General features: G+C 41.4%; 16 protein-coding genes. 11 read left to right on the forward strand and 5 right to left on the reverse strand.

The genetic code is table 11. The features are described from left to right. Window positions 1-15: 15 nt before the first annotated feature. The 8 genes from FPL27_RS09805 (at window position 16) to FPL27_RS09840 (ending at window position 12,294) form a co-directional block, all read left to right on the forward strand. Window positions 16-1,122, forward strand: a complete 1,107-nt coding sequence (locus FPL27_RS09805) for a family 16 glycosylhydrolase (protein WP_235893410.1) — start codon at window positions 16-18, stop codon at window positions 1,120-1,122. A gap of 184 nt (window positions 1,123-1,306) precedes the next feature. Beyond that, window positions 1,307-1,729 (forward strand): hypothetical protein, encoded by a 423-nt coding sequence (locus FPL27_RS09810; protein ID WP_143960929.1) that lies wholly within the window; start codon window positions 1,307-1,309, stop codon window positions 1,727-1,729. Between the two features lie 276 nt (window positions 1,730-2,005). After that, on the forward strand, window positions 2,006-2,473 hold the full coding sequence (locus FPL27_RS09815; protein ID WP_143960930.1) for a hypothetical protein: 468 nt from the start codon (window positions 2,006-2,008) through the stop codon (window positions 2,471-2,473). Between the two features lie 27 nt (window positions 2,474-2,500). Further along, window positions 2,501-5,428 (forward strand): PAS domain S-box protein, encoded by a 2,928-nt coding sequence (locus FPL27_RS09820; protein WP_143960931.1) that lies wholly within the window; start codon window positions 2,501-2,503, stop codon window positions 5,426-5,428. Between the two features lie 142 nt (window positions 5,429-5,570). Next, on the forward strand, window positions 5,571-5,936 hold the full coding sequence (locus tag FPL27_RS09825) for a response regulator transcription factor (RefSeq protein ID WP_143960932.1): 366 nt from the start codon (window positions 5,571-5,573) through the stop codon (window positions 5,934-5,936). 24 nt (window positions 5,937-5,960) lie between these two features. Then, entirely contained in the window at window positions 5,961-6,788 is an 828-nt protein-coding gene (locus tag FPL27_RS09830; RefSeq protein ID WP_143960933.1) for a hypothetical protein, read from the forward strand. Next, a complete protein-coding gene (locus FPL27_RS09835) occupies window positions 6,788-8,227 on the forward strand; it encodes a glycosyltransferase family 2 protein (RefSeq protein ID WP_221936591.1) in 1,440 nt (479 codons plus the stop codon). The genes FPL27_RS09830 and FPL27_RS09835 overlap by 1 nt, the downstream gene beginning before the upstream one ends. 218 nt (window positions 8,228-8,445) lie before the next feature. Then, entirely contained in the window at window positions 8,446-12,294 is a 3,849-nt protein-coding gene (locus FPL27_RS09840; protein ID WP_143960934.1) for an AsmA family protein, read from the forward strand. A gap of 76 nt (window positions 12,295-12,370) precedes the next feature. Here the strand turns inward: FPL27_RS09840 and FPL27_RS09845 are convergent, their stop codons facing one another. Then, a complete protein-coding gene (locus tag FPL27_RS09845; RefSeq protein ID WP_143960935.1) occupies window positions 12,371-12,829 on the reverse strand; it encodes a hypothetical protein in 459 nt (152 codons plus the stop codon). 309 nt (window positions 12,830-13,138) lie between these two features. Between FPL27_RS09845 and FPL27_RS09850 the strand changes: the two genes are divergently transcribed. After that, window positions 13,139-13,642 (forward strand): hypothetical protein, encoded by a 504-nt coding sequence (locus FPL27_RS09850; RefSeq protein WP_143960936.1) that lies wholly within the window; start codon window positions 13,139-13,141, stop codon window positions 13,640-13,642. Between the two features lie 68 nt (window positions 13,643-13,710). Here FPL27_RS09850 and FPL27_RS09855 read toward each other — a convergent pair whose 3' ends face one another. The 4 genes from FPL27_RS09855 to FPL27_RS09870 form a co-directional block, all read right to left on the reverse strand. Then, entirely contained in the window at window positions 13,711-15,483 is a 1,773-nt protein-coding gene (locus tag FPL27_RS09855) for an NTP transferase domain-containing protein (RefSeq protein ID WP_143960937.1), read from the reverse strand. Window position 15,484: 1 nt separating this feature from the next. Beyond that, window positions 15,485-16,645, reverse strand: coding sequence for a cysteine desulfurase family protein (locus tag FPL27_RS09860; protein WP_143960938.1), 1,161 nt, complete (start codon window positions 16,643-16,645; stop codon window positions 15,485-15,487). Window positions 16,646-16,921: 276 nt separating this feature from the next. Beyond that, window positions 16,922-17,989, reverse strand: coding sequence for an SDR family oxidoreductase (locus FPL27_RS09865; protein ID WP_143960939.1), 1,068 nt, complete (start codon window positions 17,987-17,989; stop codon window positions 16,922-16,924). Window positions 17,990-18,061: 72 nt separating this feature from the next. Beyond that, window positions 18,062-18,412 (reverse strand): winged helix-turn-helix transcriptional regulator, encoded by a 351-nt coding sequence (locus FPL27_RS09870; RefSeq protein ID WP_143960940.1) that lies wholly within the window; start codon window positions 18,410-18,412, stop codon window positions 18,062-18,064. 181 nt (window positions 18,413-18,593) lie between these two features. Here FPL27_RS09870 and FPL27_RS09875 point away from each other — a divergent pair, with 181 nt between their 5' ends. Together FPL27_RS09875 and FPL27_RS09880 are read left to right on the forward strand one after the other, a co-directional pair. Further along, on the forward strand, window positions 18,594-19,385 hold the full coding sequence (locus FPL27_RS09875; RefSeq protein ID WP_143960941.1) for an NADPH-dependent F420 reductase: 792 nt from the start codon (window positions 18,594-18,596) through the stop codon (window positions 19,383-19,385). A gap of 39 nt (window positions 19,386-19,424) precedes the next feature. Continuing rightward, window positions 19,425-20,171 (forward strand): NADPH-dependent F420 reductase, encoded by a 747-nt coding sequence (locus tag FPL27_RS09880; RefSeq protein WP_143960942.1) that lies wholly within the window; start codon window positions 19,425-19,427, stop codon window positions 20,169-20,171. The last annotated feature ends 225 nt before the right edge of the window (window positions 20,172-20,396 follow it).

Raw genomic sequence — 20,396 nt, forward strand, 5'->3', positions numbered from 1 at the left:
AGAATGAGAGAACGAATGAAGTTAATTATAATAGTATTTCTACTCCTTACTGGGGTAAATGGCTGTCAACAACAGGAATCGGATGAAGGGGTTACCCTTCCATCCGACCTGACAGTCCAGGTGGAGGAGTTGGGTAACGGGAAAGTGAAAGCCGTTTTCTCTGCCAGAGACGTCAATTTCTTTAGAATCGATTTTGGGGAAGCCAAAGCTGATATGCAGCGTGCTGAAGGACGTGAGGCTACCCACAGCTATAGATCGCCTGGTAATTACACTATCACAGTACAAGCGCATACCACTGAGGATGACTTCATAACTGAAGATACTCAAATCGAAATCACCGAACAGGCTCTTGGGCTGGGAATTCCGACTGAGGGATATGAAAGCCCAGAGGCATATGAGGGATATACTTTGGTTTGGAGTGATGAATTTAAGGAAGCAATCTCCCCAGACTGGACCTTTGAAACTGGGGATGGTTGCCCTTCCCTTTGTGGCTGGGGTAACAATGAGTTGCAGTTTTATCGACGTGAAAATGCGGAAGTAAAAGATGGTATGCTCATCATTACAGCCAAGGAGGAGAATTTTGGTGGCAAGAATTACACGTCCACTAGAATGAAGACGCAAGGCAAGCAATCCTTTACTTTTGGAAGAATTGATTTCCGTGCTGTTTTGCCAAAAGGTCAAGGTATTTGGCCTGCCTTCTGGATGCTTGGAGAAAGTATCACGGAGATCGGCTGGCCCGCCTGTGGTGAAATTGACATTATGGAAATGGTGGGTGGAAATGCCAATGGCAGAGACAACACTACCCATGGTACCTTGCATTGGTCAAACAATGGAACCTATGCGACTGCAGGGGGAAAGAAAAGTCTGCCGGAAGGGGTTCTGAATGATAATTTCCATGTATTTTCCATTATCTGGGATGAAAAAAAGATCACTTGGCTCTTGGACGGGGAGGAATATCATACCATTGATATCACTCCAGACCACATGGATGAGTTCAGAGATCCGCAATTCATTCTCATCAACTTGGCCATTGGAGGCAACTGGCCTGGGAGTCCAGACGACTCGACCATATTTCCGCAGCAATTGGTTGTGGACTATGTGAGAGTGTTTCAGAAGGATTAAGCCCTATGTCGAAAGCAGAATAATAAACTATACCTATTAAACCTATTAGCCAAAAAGCCTGAGGATGCTGTCCTCGGGCTTTTTATTTGGCTAAGCAGTTATGAGAACCTAAGCTTACCAAGATTTTAACTGAAAAGGTTTATATTTAGTCAAAATTTGATTGTTTTTACTTAATACAATTGATATGAGTAGTACATTAAGAAATGTAATAGGGCTAATTGCAGGTATCGTAATAGGCAGTTTGGTCAATATGGGGATCATTATGATTAGCGGACAAGTCATTCCACCCCCTGAAGGTGCTGATGTGACCACCAAGGAAGGACTTCAGGCATCCATACACCTTTTTGAGGCTAGACATTTCTTTATGCCTTTTCTAGCTCATGCCCTAGGGACTTTTGTAGGGGCATTTATAGCAGCCTATATTGCCGTCAGTCATAAACAGAAAATGGCCATATTTGTGGGATGCTTTTTTCTGCTGGGAGGAATAATGAGTGCAATATTGATTCCCGCACCTATGTGGTTTATTCTTGCTGATCTCTTTCTAGCCTACCTGCCAATGGCTTATCTTGCAGGAGCTTTGAACAGAACCCAAGTGCCGGTAGCTTAAAAATAAAAATCTAGTCTGGAGAATTTTCACTCAGGGCATCAGCCGGAAAGAAGCTGAAAATCAAGTTCAAATAACAGGAAATGAGGAATCAGGACGTTATTAACTGAAAATGCTCACAATTATAGGTTAGTTAACATCTATTTACTTTCAATTATCATCCTACTGTCATATTTTCGTGGCAAGAAACAGACAATCATGGAACTACTTGGATAGACAATCGTGTATAGTAGCGGATGTTGAATTCTCAATCTCAAACGAAATAACCCCATTATAGTAATGAAAAGAATCTTATTTGTACTTCCGGTTTTATGTTTTGTCTTTTTGTTTTCTTGTTCCCAAAACTCCAGCCAACAAGTGGATGCTGTAACTACAGGGGAAAACGGTGAAGTTTTTAATCACCACGAACCTCAGACTACACCTGTAGCCTCAAATTTGGAAACATTTGAAGCCGAAATGCATGAGGACGGTCTTGAGAAAGAGCTGGTTTGTATGGTTAACAATGCCTTTATGGGCAAAAAACAGTTTCCGGTCGAATTTGGCGACAAGATGTACTATGGCTGCTGTGAAATGTGCGTAAATACAATCCAAAATGACCGTAGTGTAAGATATGCCAAGGATCCTTTGACAGGTAAGGAAGTGGACAAGTCTAAAGCTTTTATCACTTTGGAGCCAGGCCACCCTTATGGAGGAGTGCTCTATTTTGAATCAAAAGAGAATTACGAAAAATACAATAAAAAGTCCTAAGGGACTTTTTTTCATACTACCAGTAGCATGTCAGCATCCAACCCACCCATTCCAGCAAACGAGCAGGAAAGACTCCAAGCTTTACGCGAATACAAGATCATGGATACCTCAGAAGAAGAGACATTTGACAGTATAGCCAAACTTGCCTCCTATATCTGCGAAGTACCCATTGCACTTATTTCCTTTATTGACGAGGAGCGGCAGTGGTTCAAAGCCAATGTTGGAATGGATGGTGTTGCTGAATCCCCTCGTCCCCTGACTTTTTGCCAATATACTATAATGGATGATGGCCTTACCTATGTGCCCGATGCTGCGGAACATTCAACCCTAAAAAACAATCCGTCAGTAAGAGAGGGATTGGTTCGTTTTTACGCAGGCACGCCGCTTACCACCCCAAGTGGTCATCATATAGGTACCTTATGCGTGGTTGATAGCAAACCAAAAGAGCTGAATGAAAACCAAAAGTCAGCTCTAGCAACCTTGGCCAACCATATTATGGCCCATTTGGAGCTGAAGAGGAAAAACAAGAAACTTAAAGGGGAAGTTGGTAGGCTCGCAGAAAAAGCCTTGGACGGCATCGCCAAGGAACTTGATTATTACAAAATGGCTATTGACGAAACCTCTATTGTCTCAATCACAGATGAGACTGGGGTGATTTCTTACGTCAACGATAAGTTTTGTGCCATCTCTCAATATAGAAGAGAGGAATTGCTAGGGCAGACCCATAAAATCATTGATTCCGGTTTTCACAGCAAAGATTTTTTTGAAAACCTCTGGAAAACTCTTTTATCAGGCAAGGTTTTTAAAAATGAGATTAAGAATAAGGCTAAGGATGGGACCTATTACTGGGAAGATATAGTTGTAGTTCCATTTCTCAATCCCCAGGGAAAGCCTTATAAATTTGTGTCCATAAAGCGGAACATTACTGAAGAAAAGCAGAGAAAGCAAAGGATCCTCAATCTTATTAAAACTCAGCGTTCTATCTTTAATGGTGCAAGTTATAGTATTATTTTCACCGATACCAAAGGTTATATCCGAAGGATCAATAAGGCTGGGCTTCAACTGTTGGGCTATCAGGAAAATGAACTGGTCAAGGTAAAATCGCCTTTAATATTTCATGATCCGCTGGAGTTACAAAGCAGGAAGGCAGAACTCGAAATGGAGTGGGGCAATGAATTGTCCAGTGAAATTGAAGTGCTGGTAGGAAAAGCCCAGAGGGAAAATTCAGCTGATTCTCGGGAATGGACTTTCATCACCAAATCTGGCAAACGTATCCCCGTATGGCAAACTATTACTTGCATCAATGACGAAGAGGGACAAGTTCAGGGGTATTTAAGTGTAGCGGAAGATTATTCCTCAAAGAAAAAAGCTGAATCCAAACTCATCGAGGCAAAATTGCTTGCTGAACAGGCAGTAGCCATGAAGGCTAACTTTTTGGCTAACATGAGTCATGAAATTCGCACCCCTATGAATGCCATCATTGGGTTTACTGACCTATTATCAGAGACACCGCTCAGTCAGTCTCAGGAGGAGTATGTGAGTCATGTTAAAATGGCCGGAGAAAACCTGATGTTGATTATTAATGACATACTGGATCTTTCCAAAATTGAATCAGGCAAGTTGGTAATTGATCCGCAGCCATTCAAAATTAAAGAGGACCTGAAGCATATTTATGAGCTTCTAAAAATTAGAGCAGATGAAAAGCTGTTAGAATTTAACCTTTTCTTAGATGCTGGACTTCCTGAAATGATCATCGGGGACAAGGGTAGACTTAATCAGGTAATAATGAACCTGGCCGGAAATGCCATCAAATTTACGTCTGAAGGTGAAGTCAATATTTTAGTAAAGAAGCTAAAGGAAGACGATAATAAAATCACTTTGAAGTTTACCATAAAAGATACCGGTATAGGAATTCCGGAAAGTAAATTGGAAAGTATTTTTGAGCGTTTTTCCCAAGGAGAAGAAAGTACTTCCCGCAACTTTGGGGGTACAGGATTGGGTCTTAACATAGCCAAGCAACTTATAGAATTGCAGGATGGAAAATTGGAGGTGAAAAGTAAACTGGAATTTGGATCGGAATTCTATTTTTCTCTTACTTATCAGAAATCCAATGATTTAACTATCGGAAAAGAAAAAATAGTTGAACTTCCTGAGGTTTCTCAAAAAGTCTCAATTTTATTATGCGAGGATAATGTAATCAATCAGCGATTGGTGAGAAAAGTTATTGAAGGTTTTGGATTTGATCTGGATATAGCTCATAATGGAAGGGAAGGAATAGAGTTGTTCTCCACCAAGCAATTTGACCTCATTCTGATGGATCTGCAAATGCCACTTATGGATGGTTATCAGGCCACTGTTCATATTAGGAAAGAATTAAAATCCGACATTCCTATAGTGGCGATGACAGCCCATTCGTTTATTGGGGAAAGGCAAAAATGTTTCGACATGGGAATGAATGCCTATGTCCCGAAGCCATTCAGAAAAGAAGAACTATATACCAAAATCCTGGAGGTTTTGGATCAGCATGGAGGAAAGCAGGAAGTGGAGAATTTGAACGGGGAGAAGTTGGACGCTACACACAAGTTAGATTCAAAGATAGATTTGAGTTACCTGAAGGAGCTTTCAGATAATAACAAAGAGTTTGAGAAAGAGATCATCACAATGTTTTGCCAGAAGGTGGAAAACGAGATGGAGGTTTTGGAATTGGCAGTGAAAGAAGGGGATTTTAAAGGAGTAAAGGAATTTGCACATGCAATGAAATCCAGCGCATCCTTGTTTCTTTTGGAAAAATGTGTTTATATTTTGAACCAAACGGAAAAAGAAGCTACCGAACTCTGGAAATCCGAAGCCACTGAACTCTCTCAAGAAGTCCAAAACGGACTGGTGGAACTTAAGCAAAGATTCATCGAGACCAAGGAGAGTTTGTTGGAATTGCTGGAGAAAGAATATTTGTAAAAGTACGAAGGACGAGGTACGAAGTACGAAAGATGTAAAAGTGACCAAAAAACAAGGCTAAAAGTGCTAAATTCAACGGTCTGTCCTCCGATGTACTTGGTACATGGTACTCTTAGTACTTAGTACCAAAAAATGATGAATAATGAAGATAATACTCGCTGAAGTTAACGACCTACTACGCAAATCCCTATCCTTCTTTTTAGGCTCTAAAGGCTTTGAGGTGGATCAATTTGATAATGGGAAGGATGCTTTGGAGGCGATAAAGACCCATGAATATGATATTATCCTCACTGACATTAATATGCCGGGCATTAACGGTATGGAGATGACCCAATATGTGAGGACGGTATTAAAGCATCAAACCCCAATTATCATTTTTACTTCTTCCAATATTGAGCAGACAGAGTTAGACTCCTTCGATATAGGTGCTAATGAATTTATTCCTAAACCTGTAAGTCCTGCAGTTTTGCTGGTAAGAATGAATAAATTACTGAAACAGGTAAATTAAGCTTGAATATTTAGGATTGGGTTGATGGAGAAATTTTGGGACTTGTATGCCGACAAAAATTGGGTGGAATCATTTTTGGTTTATTCAATCGCCATATTTGTATTAGGTTCCGTGATGATGTTTTTGACACTTATCCTGATTCGTTATAGAAGGATACATCGACAAACTTTAGTTACAGAATATCAGGTGACAATAGAGGCAATCCTGATGGGTGTTATGTTTTCCGATAGCATCTATGCAACTATGGTAAATGATGCCACCATAGCGAAACTTTTTCGCAGTCGCCTGTTTAGGGACACTTTAATGGAAGGAACGCTTAACCTACATAGAAATTATGAGGGTCAGTATGCCCAAAAATTGGAAAAATTCTACGCCGAATCTCACCTGATTCGGGATTCCTTCGAAAAAATCAAACACAGAAATTGGGCGAAAAACTGTCAGGGAATAGAGGAGCTGGCTGAAATGGAAGTAGGGCAGGCATTTAATACTTTCGTTCAACTTTCAAAATCCAAGGTCCGCCCCCTTAAAATTGCCGCTATCAAAGGATGTATCAAATTGAATGGAACTCAAGGGCTTGGCCATTTGGTCAGACACAAAAATCTAATTGACACCTGGACGCAGTTATCCATCATTCATGCTTTGAAAAAAGGAGATATTGAAACTACAAAGGGTATAGACAAATTGCTTACTTCATCAAACAAATCGGTAGTAAGCTTAGGACTAAAGATTATCCAAGCCCTAAAACTATCCGAAAACACTTCTGCGGTAATTAATCTCCATAGCAAAACAGAAAACCTTATGATCAAGACGGAGGCACGTAGGGTAATGGAAAAACTTGAAAATCTAAATTGATGCTGGATACCTTTACTTTAGGTTTCGAACTAAGTTGGATTATCGAAATTTACCTCGGTTTGATACTGCTCTATGCTGTGACCATTATGGGATCTTATATGGTGCTGGGATATTTGTCGGTGATAGAATTGAAGGATTATCTCACCCGAAACAGCTTTGTAAATTATGAAGTGTTGTTGTCCAGTGAATTCGCGCCCCGACTTTCTTTGATTGCTCCGGCATACAATGAGGGCTTGACCATTGAGGAAAATGTAAAATCCCTGCTTTCTCTAAACTATAACAATTACGAAGTCATTGTGGTCAATGATGGTAGTAAGGACAATTCCATGGATATCCTTATCAAAACGTATGATTTGGAACCTGTGGAGATGGAATTGGATATAAAGCTGGCCACCAAACCAGTAAGAGGCTTATATAAATCCAAAAACCAAGCCTTCAAAAAGCTAATTGTAGTAGATAAGGAAAACGGTGGTAAGGCTGATGCCCTCAATGTTGGGTTAAACATTGCCGGTAATCCTTATGCCGTTTGTATTGATGTGGACTGCATTTTAGATAAAGATTCCCTTCTGAAACTGGCTAAACCCTTCATGGAAAATGATGGTAAACGGGTGATTGCAACCGGTGGAGTGGTACGTATTGCTAACCAATGTGTAATCAAAGATGGGCGCTTGATCGAAGTAAATGTGCCTGACCGCATGCTTCCCAGGATTCAGGTTTTGGAATACCTGCGGGCATTTTTATTGGGAAGGATGGCTTGGGAAAGGCTTGACGGTTTATTGTTGATCAGTGGTGCATTTGGAGCATTTGACAAAGAAATTGCCATTCAGGCGGGTGGATATAATACCAAGACCGTCGGAGAGGACATGGAACTGGTGGTTAGAATGAGAAGGTACATGTTGGAAAACAAGCTCCCATATACTGTTTCTTATATTCCGGACCCTCTTTGCTGGACCGAAGCGCCGGAAAGTGTCAATATTTTTAAAAAGCAGCGGAGTCGCTGGATGCGGGGAACTATTGAGACACTATTTATACATAAAAAAATGTTTATGAATCCCAAGTATAAGATTTTGGGGATAATATCGGTGCCATATTGGACCTTTTTTGAGTTTTTGGCTCCATTAATAGAGTTTATTGGAGTAGTAATCACGTTGGTATTTCTTGTTTTAGGACTTTTGAATTGGAAACTTTTTCTTTTGTTGTTACTATTTGTATATGTTTTTGCGGTGATGTTTTCTGTATTGGGTTTGCTCAGTGAGGAATTAACCTATCACAAATATCCCAAGGTGCGGGACTTCCTAAAATTGCTGGGGGCGGCAATAATTGAACCTGTTTATTTTCATCCACTGGGTGTGTACTCCTCCTTACTTGGGTATTGGGAAAAAATGAGAGGTAAAAAGACTTGGGGTGAAATGACTAGACAGGGTTTCCAAAAGAAGTGAATTCGGGAGGATAAAAGGGACTTAGTGGTTCGCAGAGTTTGCAGATGAGTTCATAGAGGATTAACATGACTGTATGCTGCTGTGCTTTATTTTTTTTTGTGAATTCGTGGAGATTAATCCAAATTTTTCTAAACAAAAGCCTATAGTTTATGCTTTAATACATGGAAACTCCTAGTCACTATCTCTAAGTGAACCATCTGATAATCAGGTAAAATCCCATGAGCATTTTAAGAAAAACTTTAAAAATAGTAGGTTTTATACTTGTAGGAATAATGCTATTGCTTTTGGTAGCAGGGATCATCATTGACCCTATTGCCAAAAATATGATGGTAGACCAAATCAATGAAGCTGATCAGGGGCAGTATTCTGCACAAATCGACAATGTTAACATTTCTCTACTTTGGGGAAATGTGGTGGTGAATGGGGTTAGGATACAAACCGATACTGCTGTGGCTCGAGAAAATGAAACTCCAGTTATAGACTTTCAAGCAAAGGAGCTTTCGATTAGAGGTTTATCTTATTTTAATTATCTCCTTAGAGACAAAGTGGACGTTGGTGAAATCGCAATGTTGGACCTAGTTGTAGAAGCCAAAGTTCGGACAGTAGGTGATGACGACGATGAAGATGCAGGCCCATTCCGCTGGGAGGATTTGGATATTTACCCGATGATTAAAGACCAGGTGGACCGTGTGCGACTTAGGGATATCACTTTTGGAAATATTGACTTGACTTTGATCAATATTGATACGGATGACACGCTCTTTTTTGATGCCGAACAATTTCATGTTAACACTGATGATATTTTGATAGATGCGGACAGGGTTTTTACCGATGGCCGAGCATTTTTCGCCTCCCGCATAGATATAGACGGCAAGGATATTCATGTCATCAGATCAGGACTCAATCCATATGAAATTGGTCTTGGTGTTATAGAGTTTGAAACAAGGGAAAGTGATTTCGGCATGTTGTCGGAAAATGCCTATTTTTTCAAAAAAGGAACGAGTCCCCAGGATACAGTTTTCTTTGCACTTGCCGAAAAGTTTGATGTCAATGAACTTGACCTCAACCGAGTACAGGAAGATAGTGTTGCCTCGATTCAAAGTATACTGCTCGATGGGATGAGGGTAATCAACAATATGGAAGTAGAGGAGGAGGAAGTAAAGCAAGGGCAGGAACAAACCCCTGATATTAATCTGGGCGAATTCACATTAGGTGATTTTTTACCAGAGCTGCTTGACAAGGTGAAGATTACCACAATCTCGCTTCAGAATATAGACTTTCGCCAAAAGGAAGATATAGAAGTTTGGGGCATTGGCTTTGAAAGTCGGGATATGGTAATTGACAAAGTTCCTGCTTTTAGGAATGAAAGGTTTTTACATGCAGAGGAATTTAAGTTTTCTATTGATACATTAAGTTTTTATGAACCTGATCAGATGATGCATCTTGGATTTTCTGATTTGAAACTGGATATAGAGAATGGTGTGGGAGATTTTGGTCTCAATAATATTCAAGCGAAGTACACAGAGCGAAAGCAAGGAGAGTTGTTTGCTCAAGCCAAATTAAGTGGTTTCAACATCACGGGAATTGATACCCGTGAATTATATGAGAGGATTTTTGCCATCGACAGTATTTCTATTGAATACCCGCAACTTTATGTAGACATGGGAGGAATGGCAAACGAGGGGGAGCAAAACGCAGAGACACCTCAGGAAGAAATCGACCTGGATTTTTATCCTGCCATAGAAGAGTATTTAAGAGAATTCAGAATAAATAAAATTGCATTAATTGAGGCCAATATTAGTGTGGATGGGCTCGAAGAAAATGGTGAAACGGCCCGGTTGCCGGCCGTTTATGCTCAGGTTTCCGATCTGCATATCGCTGAAGGCAATGCGTTTGCCGGAAGCAGGTTCATGCACGCCGATGATATTGCGTTGAGGCTTGAAAGAATTGACTTTCCACTTCCAGAAGATGCACATCGAATCGAATTGGATCTGTTCAGAATGAGTACCCGGGAGGGTTTTATTCGAGCAAATGGCTTCAAATATGGGCATGGAGGAGATCATGAGGAAGTTTTGGATGAAGGCGATATGGACCAGGTTTTTACCATCACAAACAAGTATTTCTCAATTGAAAATCTATCATTCTCCCGCTTGATGAAAGACGAATTCATTGCTGGCTCCATTAATCTGAATGGGCTTGGTGTGGAGATTTTTGGAGAGATTCCAGAAGCGGTAAAAGAAGCCTCAGAGGAAGCTGCTAAAGAAGCTGAGAAAGAGATTGAAAATATGGATTTGATGGAAATTTCTGAATACTCTATGCTAGGTGTATTGCCTGAGGGGATGAAGCGGTTGGCTATAGGCCGGATTTCCTTAGAAGATATCAACTTACAGCAAGAAGATTTAGTGAAATTAAAAGGGTTTGGATTTTCCGTCGAGGAGTTTGTTGTTGACCAGCGTCCAGCTTTTGCTGAAAACAGGTTTCTCCATACCAAAGCTTTAGAGTTAACTATAGATTCTCTGAATTATATCGAGCCGGTTGAGGATATTCAGTTTGCATTGGAAGACTTCAAATTTGCCATAGATAATGGTAAAGGGGAATTTGGAATTCACAACATCAAGGCTAAGCATAAAGAGGATCATGATGGTGATATGGAACTAGAGGCAGAAGTGGATGCCTTCAAGATTACAGGTATCAATACCCAAGAGTTAATGGATAGAAAGTTTAGCATTGACTCCATATCCATCGATTATCCCAAAATTATAGCTGACCTTGGTGGTATGGGTGAGGAGAATGATGAGGCAGAAACCGATGAGGAGGATATGGATCTTGATTTTTATCCAGCCATCAAAGATTACCTGGACGAGTTGCAAATTTATCATTTTGCCTTGAAGGAAGCGGATATTTCTTTGGCTGGGCTCTCGGATGATATGGAGATGTTGGGACAATTGCCAATGATCAATTTGCGGGTGACTGATATTAAAATTGCCGAAGGGACAGCTTTCCAAAATAGCAAAATTCTACACGCTGATGATATTGCTCTGAGGATGGAGGATATAGATATGCCTCTTCCTGACAACGTACATAGGGTAAAATTGGATCTTTTGGATATCAGCACTGGTGAAAGGTATCTTCAAGCCGATGGATTTCTTTATGACTACAACGAAAACTATCCTAAAATTATGGAAGGCCCCGAGACCAACATGGTGTTTAAGGCCAGAAATGAGAAGTTCCTAATTGAAGGGCTCGACTTCTCCCAAGCCATGAGCCTGGAGGGGGTGTTTGCAGATGCAATTACAATTGACGGGCTAGATGTGGGAGTGTTTTTGGACAACAACTTCCCTGCTGAGGAAAGCGAAGAAGAGTTGCCGGCGACAATTCAGAAGCTGATAATGGATATTGAAATGCCTATTTATCTTGGTGATTTTACGTTGAACAATGGCCATATAACCTATGAGGAACTTGCTGAGGGAGGGGAAGTACCTGGGAAATTTACTTTGGAGGAGCTTTTTGTCAATATGGACAATGTTACTAATGTGGATGAGAAAATTGCCGAAAACTCCGAAACAAGGATTAATTTAGACGCTCACGTGATGGGAGAAGGACATTTTCAAGCCCAACTTTCGATCCCAATGCATGATGAATATGCTAAAGCTAGGTTCTCGGGAGATATCGATTCTTTGAATCTGGTAGCATTGAATAGGTATACTGAATACACATCACTTTTCGGCTTCGAAAGCGGAATGATATATACTTTAAGATGGGATTTTAATGCTGGGAATGATCACGCAGCTGGAATTTTTGGACTGAGCTATGAGAACCTGAGCATTCAGTTGAGTGAAAGTGATTCTCCAGACCCTGCGGGAGTGATTTTCCAGATTGGGGCTTATTTAGCCAATGCCTTGGTTCTAGATGAAGATAAGTCCGAAGATAAATCCGACCCACCTAAGAAGGTCGATTTTGATCGGCAAAAAGAGGAGGATGAAAGTTTCATAGACCACTATATTGCCTCCTTAATGGCTGGTTTTATTGAAATAATGGGCTTTCCGCTGAATATAATTGATCCCTAGCATTTGAACTAAGTTAGTGTTGAGGCTTTTCAAAGGTTTCTGTTAGAAGTTAGGAGCGGGTCTCTCGTCTGGTATTTTACTTTTTGATTAGCAAAGCTTCAAATACATCCTCAAAAGTATCATAATCACCTTTTAACATAGAATTATCCAACTGGATAGCAAGCTTATTGGCGTATGAATATTGAAGAAAGGTTTGGACTTTTGGACTTTCAAAGGTTAGGTGAGAGTCGAGGCGATTGACGGAGAAGCTCTTATTTTCATCAAACTTGAGAAAATACACAACTGAATGATACTCCACCAAAGAGAAAAGGGGGCCAACTTCTGGTTTGACAGCATTATAAGTGTGTTGAAGGATTACGATATTGAAACAAGCTAGCATAAAGGTCCGATTGGGGTGGGAACTAATAGCATCCAAAAAATTATACTCACAACGGGTACAGAATTTTGAAAAATCTTCCTTATCGGAAAATCCAGCCTCCTTATAAGGGTTGCTAGGCTCATTTTTGCGGTTAGTGTACCTTAAATATCTATTCAAACTCAAAAGGCAGACATTCTTTTATTAATTACCAAAAAGCAAATATGGGATAAAAAGAATTATATTTATTCATGTTTAAATCAACTTATTTATTCATAAGTGATGATCTGCTCTAAAATGGTTATGAGTGGTTGTAAATTGATGTTTCCGGTATGCCCTTTAGTTCATTTGTTTATGAATTTGGTTGTTTCATTACCCTAACTATCAAATTCGTACCAAAATGTATGGAGTTTTAATTATAATTACTATCTTCGTTATACCCAATAGCAATATTGTTGCATTCATGATTTTTAATTTTAAACTACTGACATGATTAAATCGAACTTTTCTCAAAAAATCTTTTTCTTATTTGCTTGTCCTATTTTATTCCTTTCTAGCTGCATAGGTGATTTATGCGGTTGTGTCGATATGGCGGGTTTTCACTATGATATGAGTGTGGTGGATGAACAGGGTAGAAATCTCATTTCGGAAGAAACACCAAACCATATTATTCCATCAGATATCCGAATTTTTATTGTTGAAAACGGGGAAGAAGTCATGGTCAGACAAGAGGGTGGAGTAGAGATTGAAAGCCGTCATGGAGTAGTGACAGTTGAGGTTGGAGATGAAAAACGGTTGAGGCTTTTTTATGACTCTGAGGGTCGCACCGAAGATTTTACAAGTATCATCCAATGGTCTGAAGGCGATAGAGATATATTAGATCATAGGTTCAATAGTGAGAAAAAACTTATTCAGGTAGTTCGAAATGAGGAAGTGCTTTGGGATGCGGAAGGAAATGCGGGGGCGGTGATGTTTACTATGGTGAAAAAATAGTACTAAGCACGATGAAGTAGGCATAAAGTGCCCTGCAGTACGGCCGCTTATTCTGTGATCAGCTTCCTTTAATGAGGGTCTTTTGTGATCTTTTTTACCCCCCCTTCTAGTCGTTTCTTCGCTTCTTGGGTATCGACATCGAAGGCGGCTAATGGAAAGGCCACGCTGATTACTTCATTGCCCAATGCTTCAATCAAATTTTTGGCACCTGTGTCACCCTGGAGTTCCAATAGTTGCGGAAATAAAGATTTATGAAAAAGTGTCGGAACTCCTTTTCTCCCTTCATATAGACTTGCCACTACTTTCTTTCCGGTTTTTTGCTGAGTGTCAATCAGGGTTTGGAGATGGTCGCTTTCCACATAGGGCTGATCGCAGAGCATGATCATCAGATACTCCAATTGAGGATAATGAATCATGATATGATTGACTCCCGCCCTGATGGAACTTGCCATGCCTTCTTTGTAATCAGGGTTTTCTACCATTTCAGCACCTGTCTTTTCCACCAGATCAAAAAGAGTTTCGTCTCCTGCGGAAATCACTGCTAGGGTTACTGCTGTTTTGAGCGTAGACGCTTGAGTGATGGCATGTTGCAATAGGGTAGAGCCTTTGAAGGGCACGGCCTGCTTTGGAGAACCTAGCCTTTTCGACTCCCCGGCAGCCAACAGTAACACTCCGTAAGCTTTTTTGGAAAGTACCATTCCCATTTTTCTATGGTGGATATGTCCTTTGAGGTCTCTTAATGGCCCGCCTATGTTTTCGGTGAAGGTTGCCTGAATTTCTGCGATGATTGAGAGGGCGATTTCCTCTGAGGTTTCGGCTCCAAGCTGCAGGCCTGTGGGTGCATAAAGGTTTTCTGGAATTTCCATAGCCTCAGGAAGCTGTATGCCTTCTTGTGCCAATTCCTCCAACATCCTGTCCCGCTTTTTTGTAGGGCCTAGTAGGCCTATGTATTTGACAGGACTATGCAGAATGCTTTTGAGCACCGCTTTGTCATAATCGTAGTTATGGGACATCAGTACAAAAGCTGTCTTTTCATCAATGTTGATTTTTGAAATGGCCTCTGACGGTTCTGTTAGGACCAACTGGCAACTTGGAAATCTGTTTTCATTGGCATACATGGGACGCCCGTCCACGATGGTGATTTCCCAGCCTAAGGTTTCTCCTATTGCCACTAAAGGAAAAACATCATTACCTGCGCCTGCTATAATCAAGGCAGGGGTGGGTTCTATATACTCAAAGAATGCATTGAAAACAGATTCGCCAGCCCCGATAGGTGGGTATTTCACAAATATGGAGTGCTTTTGCTTCCATGCGTTTTGAATATCAGGTTCTAAATCAGGAAATCTCATCGGCAATCTTTCTTCATCAGTAAAGATGCCGGTTGGGGTAAAAAGCAATTTAGTACCTTGCGCTTGGTTCTTTTTATCCTCGGTGGAGAAAAAAGTAACCAGGATCGTCTTATGTCTTTTATGGACTGCTTTTTCAAGCAGCTTGATAGGATTAAGAGGATTCTCCTCCTGAATTGGTTCTAATAGTACACGGATGATCCCATTACAGCCCAAATTGACGGTGATGATGTTACTTTCTTCATCCGATGTGTCATAAGTGACCAGAAGAGGATTACCAGTAGTCATAACCATCAGGGCCTTTCGTAGGATATCTCCCTCCAGGCATCCACCACTGATGGCCCCGGTCAGTGAGCCGTCCTCAGCTACCAACACTCGTGCGCCTGGAGCCCGGTAAGAAGAACCCTCAATATGGACGACCGTGGCCAGTACAGCCTTTTTTCCGTTGGAGTGAGCCTGTTGGTATGCTTGGATGATTTGTTTGATTTCCTTCATTTTATTGTTGAGCTGGAGATAAGGAAAGGATGGAGGTAGTCAGCTTGTCTATAGTAAATTCTACTTCCTCTTCTGTGGTAAACCTTCCCAAACTGATCCTAATGGAACCGAAGGCTTCTTGGTCAGTCAAACCCATGGCTTTCAGCACATGTGAAGGCCTCTGGACATTACTCGAACAGGCGCTTCCCCGACTCAAGGCCAGGTCTTGGGAAAGGGAAAGAAGTAAATTTTCGGCATTGACTTCAGGAAATCGCAGGTTAGTCACTTGGGGAAGACGTGTTGACAGGCCATTGATCCGAGAACCTGGAATATTGGTTAAAAGGGACGTTTCTAGTCTGTCACGTAGCTTTACAAGTTTGCTGTTTTCAGTGGCCATTTCTGTTCTACATAGCTTGGCAGTATGCCCAAAACCCACTATTCCCGGGACATTGAGCGAACCGCTTCTGAGTCCCCACTCATGACTGCCCCCATGAAGGTGAGGGATGATTTTGGATAGTGTTGAATTTTGATTGAAATAAAGTGCACCTACTCCCTTGGGTCCATACATTTTATGGGATGAAAAGGCCATAAGATCAATGCCTACATGCTTGACATCTATAGGGATTTTACCTACCGCCTGGGTTGCATCACAAAAGAAAGCCACATTATGCCTGTTGGCGAGTTCGGCGATTTTGTCTATTGGATGTATAACCCCAGTTTCGTTGTTAGCCCACATAAGGGCGAGGCAAAGAGTTTTAGGCGTTATGGCTTTCTCTAGATCTTGAAGGGAAATTTCCCCGTGTTCATTGACTTTCAGGTAGGTAACCATGAAGCCTTTGCTTTCCAAATAGACACAGGTGTCAAGTACTGCTGCATGCTCTGTCTTACAGGTGATAATGTGTGTTTTTTCTCCCTGTGTATTCTCAGCCAATCCTTTAAGTGCAAGGTTAATGGCTTCTGTTGCACCTGAAGTGAAAATTATTTCATCCACCTTGGCTCTGATCAAGCCAGCGACCTGCTCCCTTGCGTCATCGACTGCTTCTTGGGCCTGCCAACCGTAAAAGTGGTCCTTACTTGCTGAATTGCCAAAATGCTGGGTGAAGTAGGGTAGCATATTTTCCACCACTCTGGGGTCACAGGGAGTTGTGGAGTTGAAGTCAAGGTAAATTGGTTTGGAGATCATTTTGTCAATACTAGTCTATCAAATATTGCCAATTTAGCCTAAAAGAGCAAGTTTGAGGGATTGTTTAGTCAAGTAGTTTACAAGATCTACAATTGGCTTGAAAAAATTATATGTATTCTTGGGATTTAGCCAAATACTAACGAACCTATGGGACACCTATGGGACACCTATGCTTCATCTATAGGACACCAACTAAGTATCTATATGAGATGTATGGTTATTGAATGAAGTATCTATAAAAGAAAGATGGGATTTTATACCGTCCTAATTCATTTTCTACGGAATCAAACGATCCGCACGCAATTGATCAAACAGATCAAAAAACGATTCTTCCGTACTTTGGTATGCAGTAAAGCCGAGCTTGCGGCTCTTTGTCATGTCTGTCATCACTTCTATGGGGCGGCCCAGATCCAGATCTGTGTGCCATGGTGAGGCCAGTTTGTTAAGATCCGATTCTATCAGATCGTGCCTTTCTGCGATTTCATGCCAGATAGATGCATCCTGTGCCATCTCGGCTTCAAGGGGATGGATGGTACCATCAAAACCAACAGCTTCTATCCCAAAATAGCCAGCAAGTCTCTCCCAAAGCCATTTCCAACGGAAGTATTCCCCGTTGACCACATTGAAAGCTTCGTTGCTAGCTTGCTCTGTAGTTGCCGCCCATGCCAAATGTTTGGCCAGTACCCGCACATCTGTCACATCAGATAGACCGTTCCATTGTGCTTCGGAACCCGGCCATCTGAAGGGGCGCCCGGTTTCCTTACATATGCTGGCATATATGGCCAGCGTGGTACCAAGGTTCATGAGGTTACCGACCGCTTTTCCTATGACCGTATGGGGCCGATGGATACTCCAGGTGAAATTATCCCGATCCGCAGCAGCATATACTTCATCTTCCTGTGCATAGTAAAAATTCTCTATGTCCAAGCGGGGCTGCTCTTCGCGTAGAGGTGTTTCCGGTAGAAACCCTTCCTTTGCATAGGCTTCAAATGGCCCCAGGTAGTGCTTAAGACCAGTGACCAAGGCAACATGCTGTACTGATTTCTTAGGAGATAAAGCATCCAGAAGATTTCGCACCATGGTACCGTTGACCCTGATATTTTCGGCTTCCGTATCCATACGCATCCAAGTGGTGATAAAGACATGGGTAGGGGCTATATCAGTCAGGGCAACTTCTAGACCCTCTGGACGGAGTAGATCCGCCGGGACAGGTTGGAGCCCTTTTATATTATTGTTGGGATTACGTGACAAACCATAGGTTGACCATCCCTGTGATATCAGTTCTTCAGCCAGGTTGCTACCGGTAATACCGCTGGCACCGACTATTAAGGCTGTCTTATTCATTAGTGAGATTGATTTTAAAATGCATTTGTTCAATTAGAAGCTTCTTTGTCACTGAAAGGTTTATAAACCAAATTATTCCCTTCCGAATAACTTATTCTTATGATTTAGCCCCCAATCTTTCAAGGCATAAATAATGGGAGTTAAGGTATCGGCATAAGGTTCTGCTTTATACAGAATCTTAACCGGGTAATCTTCTATTATTGTTCTTTTTATCAATTGGTGCTGTTCAAGATCTTTAAGTTCCTTAGCCAAAACTTTCGGAGTAATTCCGGGAATACTCTCCTGTATATCGGTAAATCGCTCATTGCCAACAGTAACAGAGATGATGATAGGCAATTTCCACTTACCATTGATTACATCGAGTGCATCCCGCACGGGCTTTACTGTCTCAAGACAGGGTAGATAATTTTTTTTTGCTGCCATAGGTCTTCGTACGCTTGTTTTTCACTTTCCTTTAGGAAAGGACTATACAAAGGAAAGTAAAAATTCGTAAATTTGCAATAGCTGAAAGTGAGACTATCAAACACCCTCGTGTTCTACACAGCGCAAATAAACTAGAGAGAAATAAGTAACCCTCGATAGATTAAAATAAAATAGATAACATATGAAAATAGGAATCATTGGCGCCGGAGTAATTGGCAAGACATTGGCCAAGAAGTTTAGTGAAGCCGGACATAAAGTTACACTCGCAGATGCCAGAGGCGTGGAAAGTATTCAGGCAATTGCAAACTGGGCTAGTGTAAAAGCAGTGGAAGTAGATGATGTTGTAGAGGATGTGGATGTGCTTGTTGTATCCATTCCGTTTGGCAATATTCCAGACCTGGTAAAAACACTGGAAGGCAAGATTGCCGATGATGTAGTGATCGTTGAAACGACTAACTACTGGCCGCACCGGGATAATAAAGTAGAAGCGGTTGAAAACGGGATGGTGAATAGTGTATGGGTACAGGAGCAGTTTGGCCGACCGGTAGTAAAAGCGTTCAGCAATATTGGCGCGTACAGTCTGGCAGTAGAAGGTAAACCCAAAGGGAATAAAGACAGGATTGCCTTGGCTGTCTCCGGAGATGAACAAAGATCAAAAGATGTGGTACTAGGCCTAGTGGATGACGCAGGTTTCGACGCAGTAGATGCCGGACAGCTGGAAGATTCTTGGCGACAACAGGCTTGTTCGCCGGCTTATTGCACAGATCTGATATTACCTGAGCTTGTCCAAGCCCGGGCGTCAGCCAACAGAGAAACACTAATAGAAAAGCAACAACTGTTGTTTAGTAAAATGCAGGAGATAGGCGAGGAATACTTTAAAATCATATTGTCAGGAGATTACCCTGAAGGTTTCGTAGACCATGCAGTAGACATTGTCCGCTCTATCAATAATCTGCCACCAAGAAAGCATTAGTATTTATAATATTGATTAACAATTTAAATGAAATATAAAATGAAAATCGGAATTATTGGAACAGGCGCTATTGGAAGCATCCTTGCAAGAAAATTTTCCAGTGCAGGGCATCAGGTGAAAGTAACCAACACCAGGGATATGGCTACACTCAGAGATATAGCTGCCGATCTGGGTGCCGAAGCGGCTAGACTTGAAGATGTAGTAAAAGAGGTAGAGGTTATTATTTTTTCTATCCCTTTCAATGCTTATAAGGACCTGCCGAAGAATCTCCTTCAGGACGTACCCCAGGAGGTTATCATTATGGATACTTCTAATTATTATCCTTTTCGTGATGGCGAGCTTTCCGGCCTCGAAGGCAAGACAGAAAGTGAATACATTTCTGAAACCCTGGGAAGACCTGTTATCAAGGTTTTCAACAATATCATGGAATACACCCTGAAACATAAAGGGAAAGCTGCCGGTGAGGATGGCAGAATAGCTATTTCGGTTGCCGGGGATAACGATGCACACAAAAAAATAGCCGCCGAACTGGTAGACCAGACCGGTTTTAATACCGTGGACGGCGGAAGTCTTGCCGAATCATGGAGACAAGAACCTGGGACACCTGCCTATTGCACAGAACTGAATGTTGCAGAATTAAACCAAGCGCTTGCTGCAGCTGAAAAAGGAAAAGCCCCTGCCGTATGGGATGCTATAATGGATAAAATCCAGCATTTTAAGACCTTTCCTTCTAACGAAGAACTGGTTAATATAAATCGATCTGCGGCTGCCGGAAATCTAAAATAGGTTTAATTTTTTATAATTGACTGAAGGGCTGCTATTAGCATTACAGTGTAACTCACTTTTGCTGGTAGTAGCCCTTTTACAAACATGCCAGACTTTAGCCAAACCATAAAACAAAAGGAAGATTTTCAAATCGATCTAATATGCCCAGCTACAAAAAAGCTGTACCGGATAGCCGTCTATAATTTCAATGTGGAGTTGCCTAAGCCCACCTGCAGAAGGATTACC

The organism is Litoribacter populi, assembly GCF_007483685.1.
GTDB classification, from domain to species: domain Bacteria; phylum Bacteroidota; class Bacteroidia; order Cytophagales; family Cyclobacteriaceae; genus Litoribacter; species Litoribacter populi.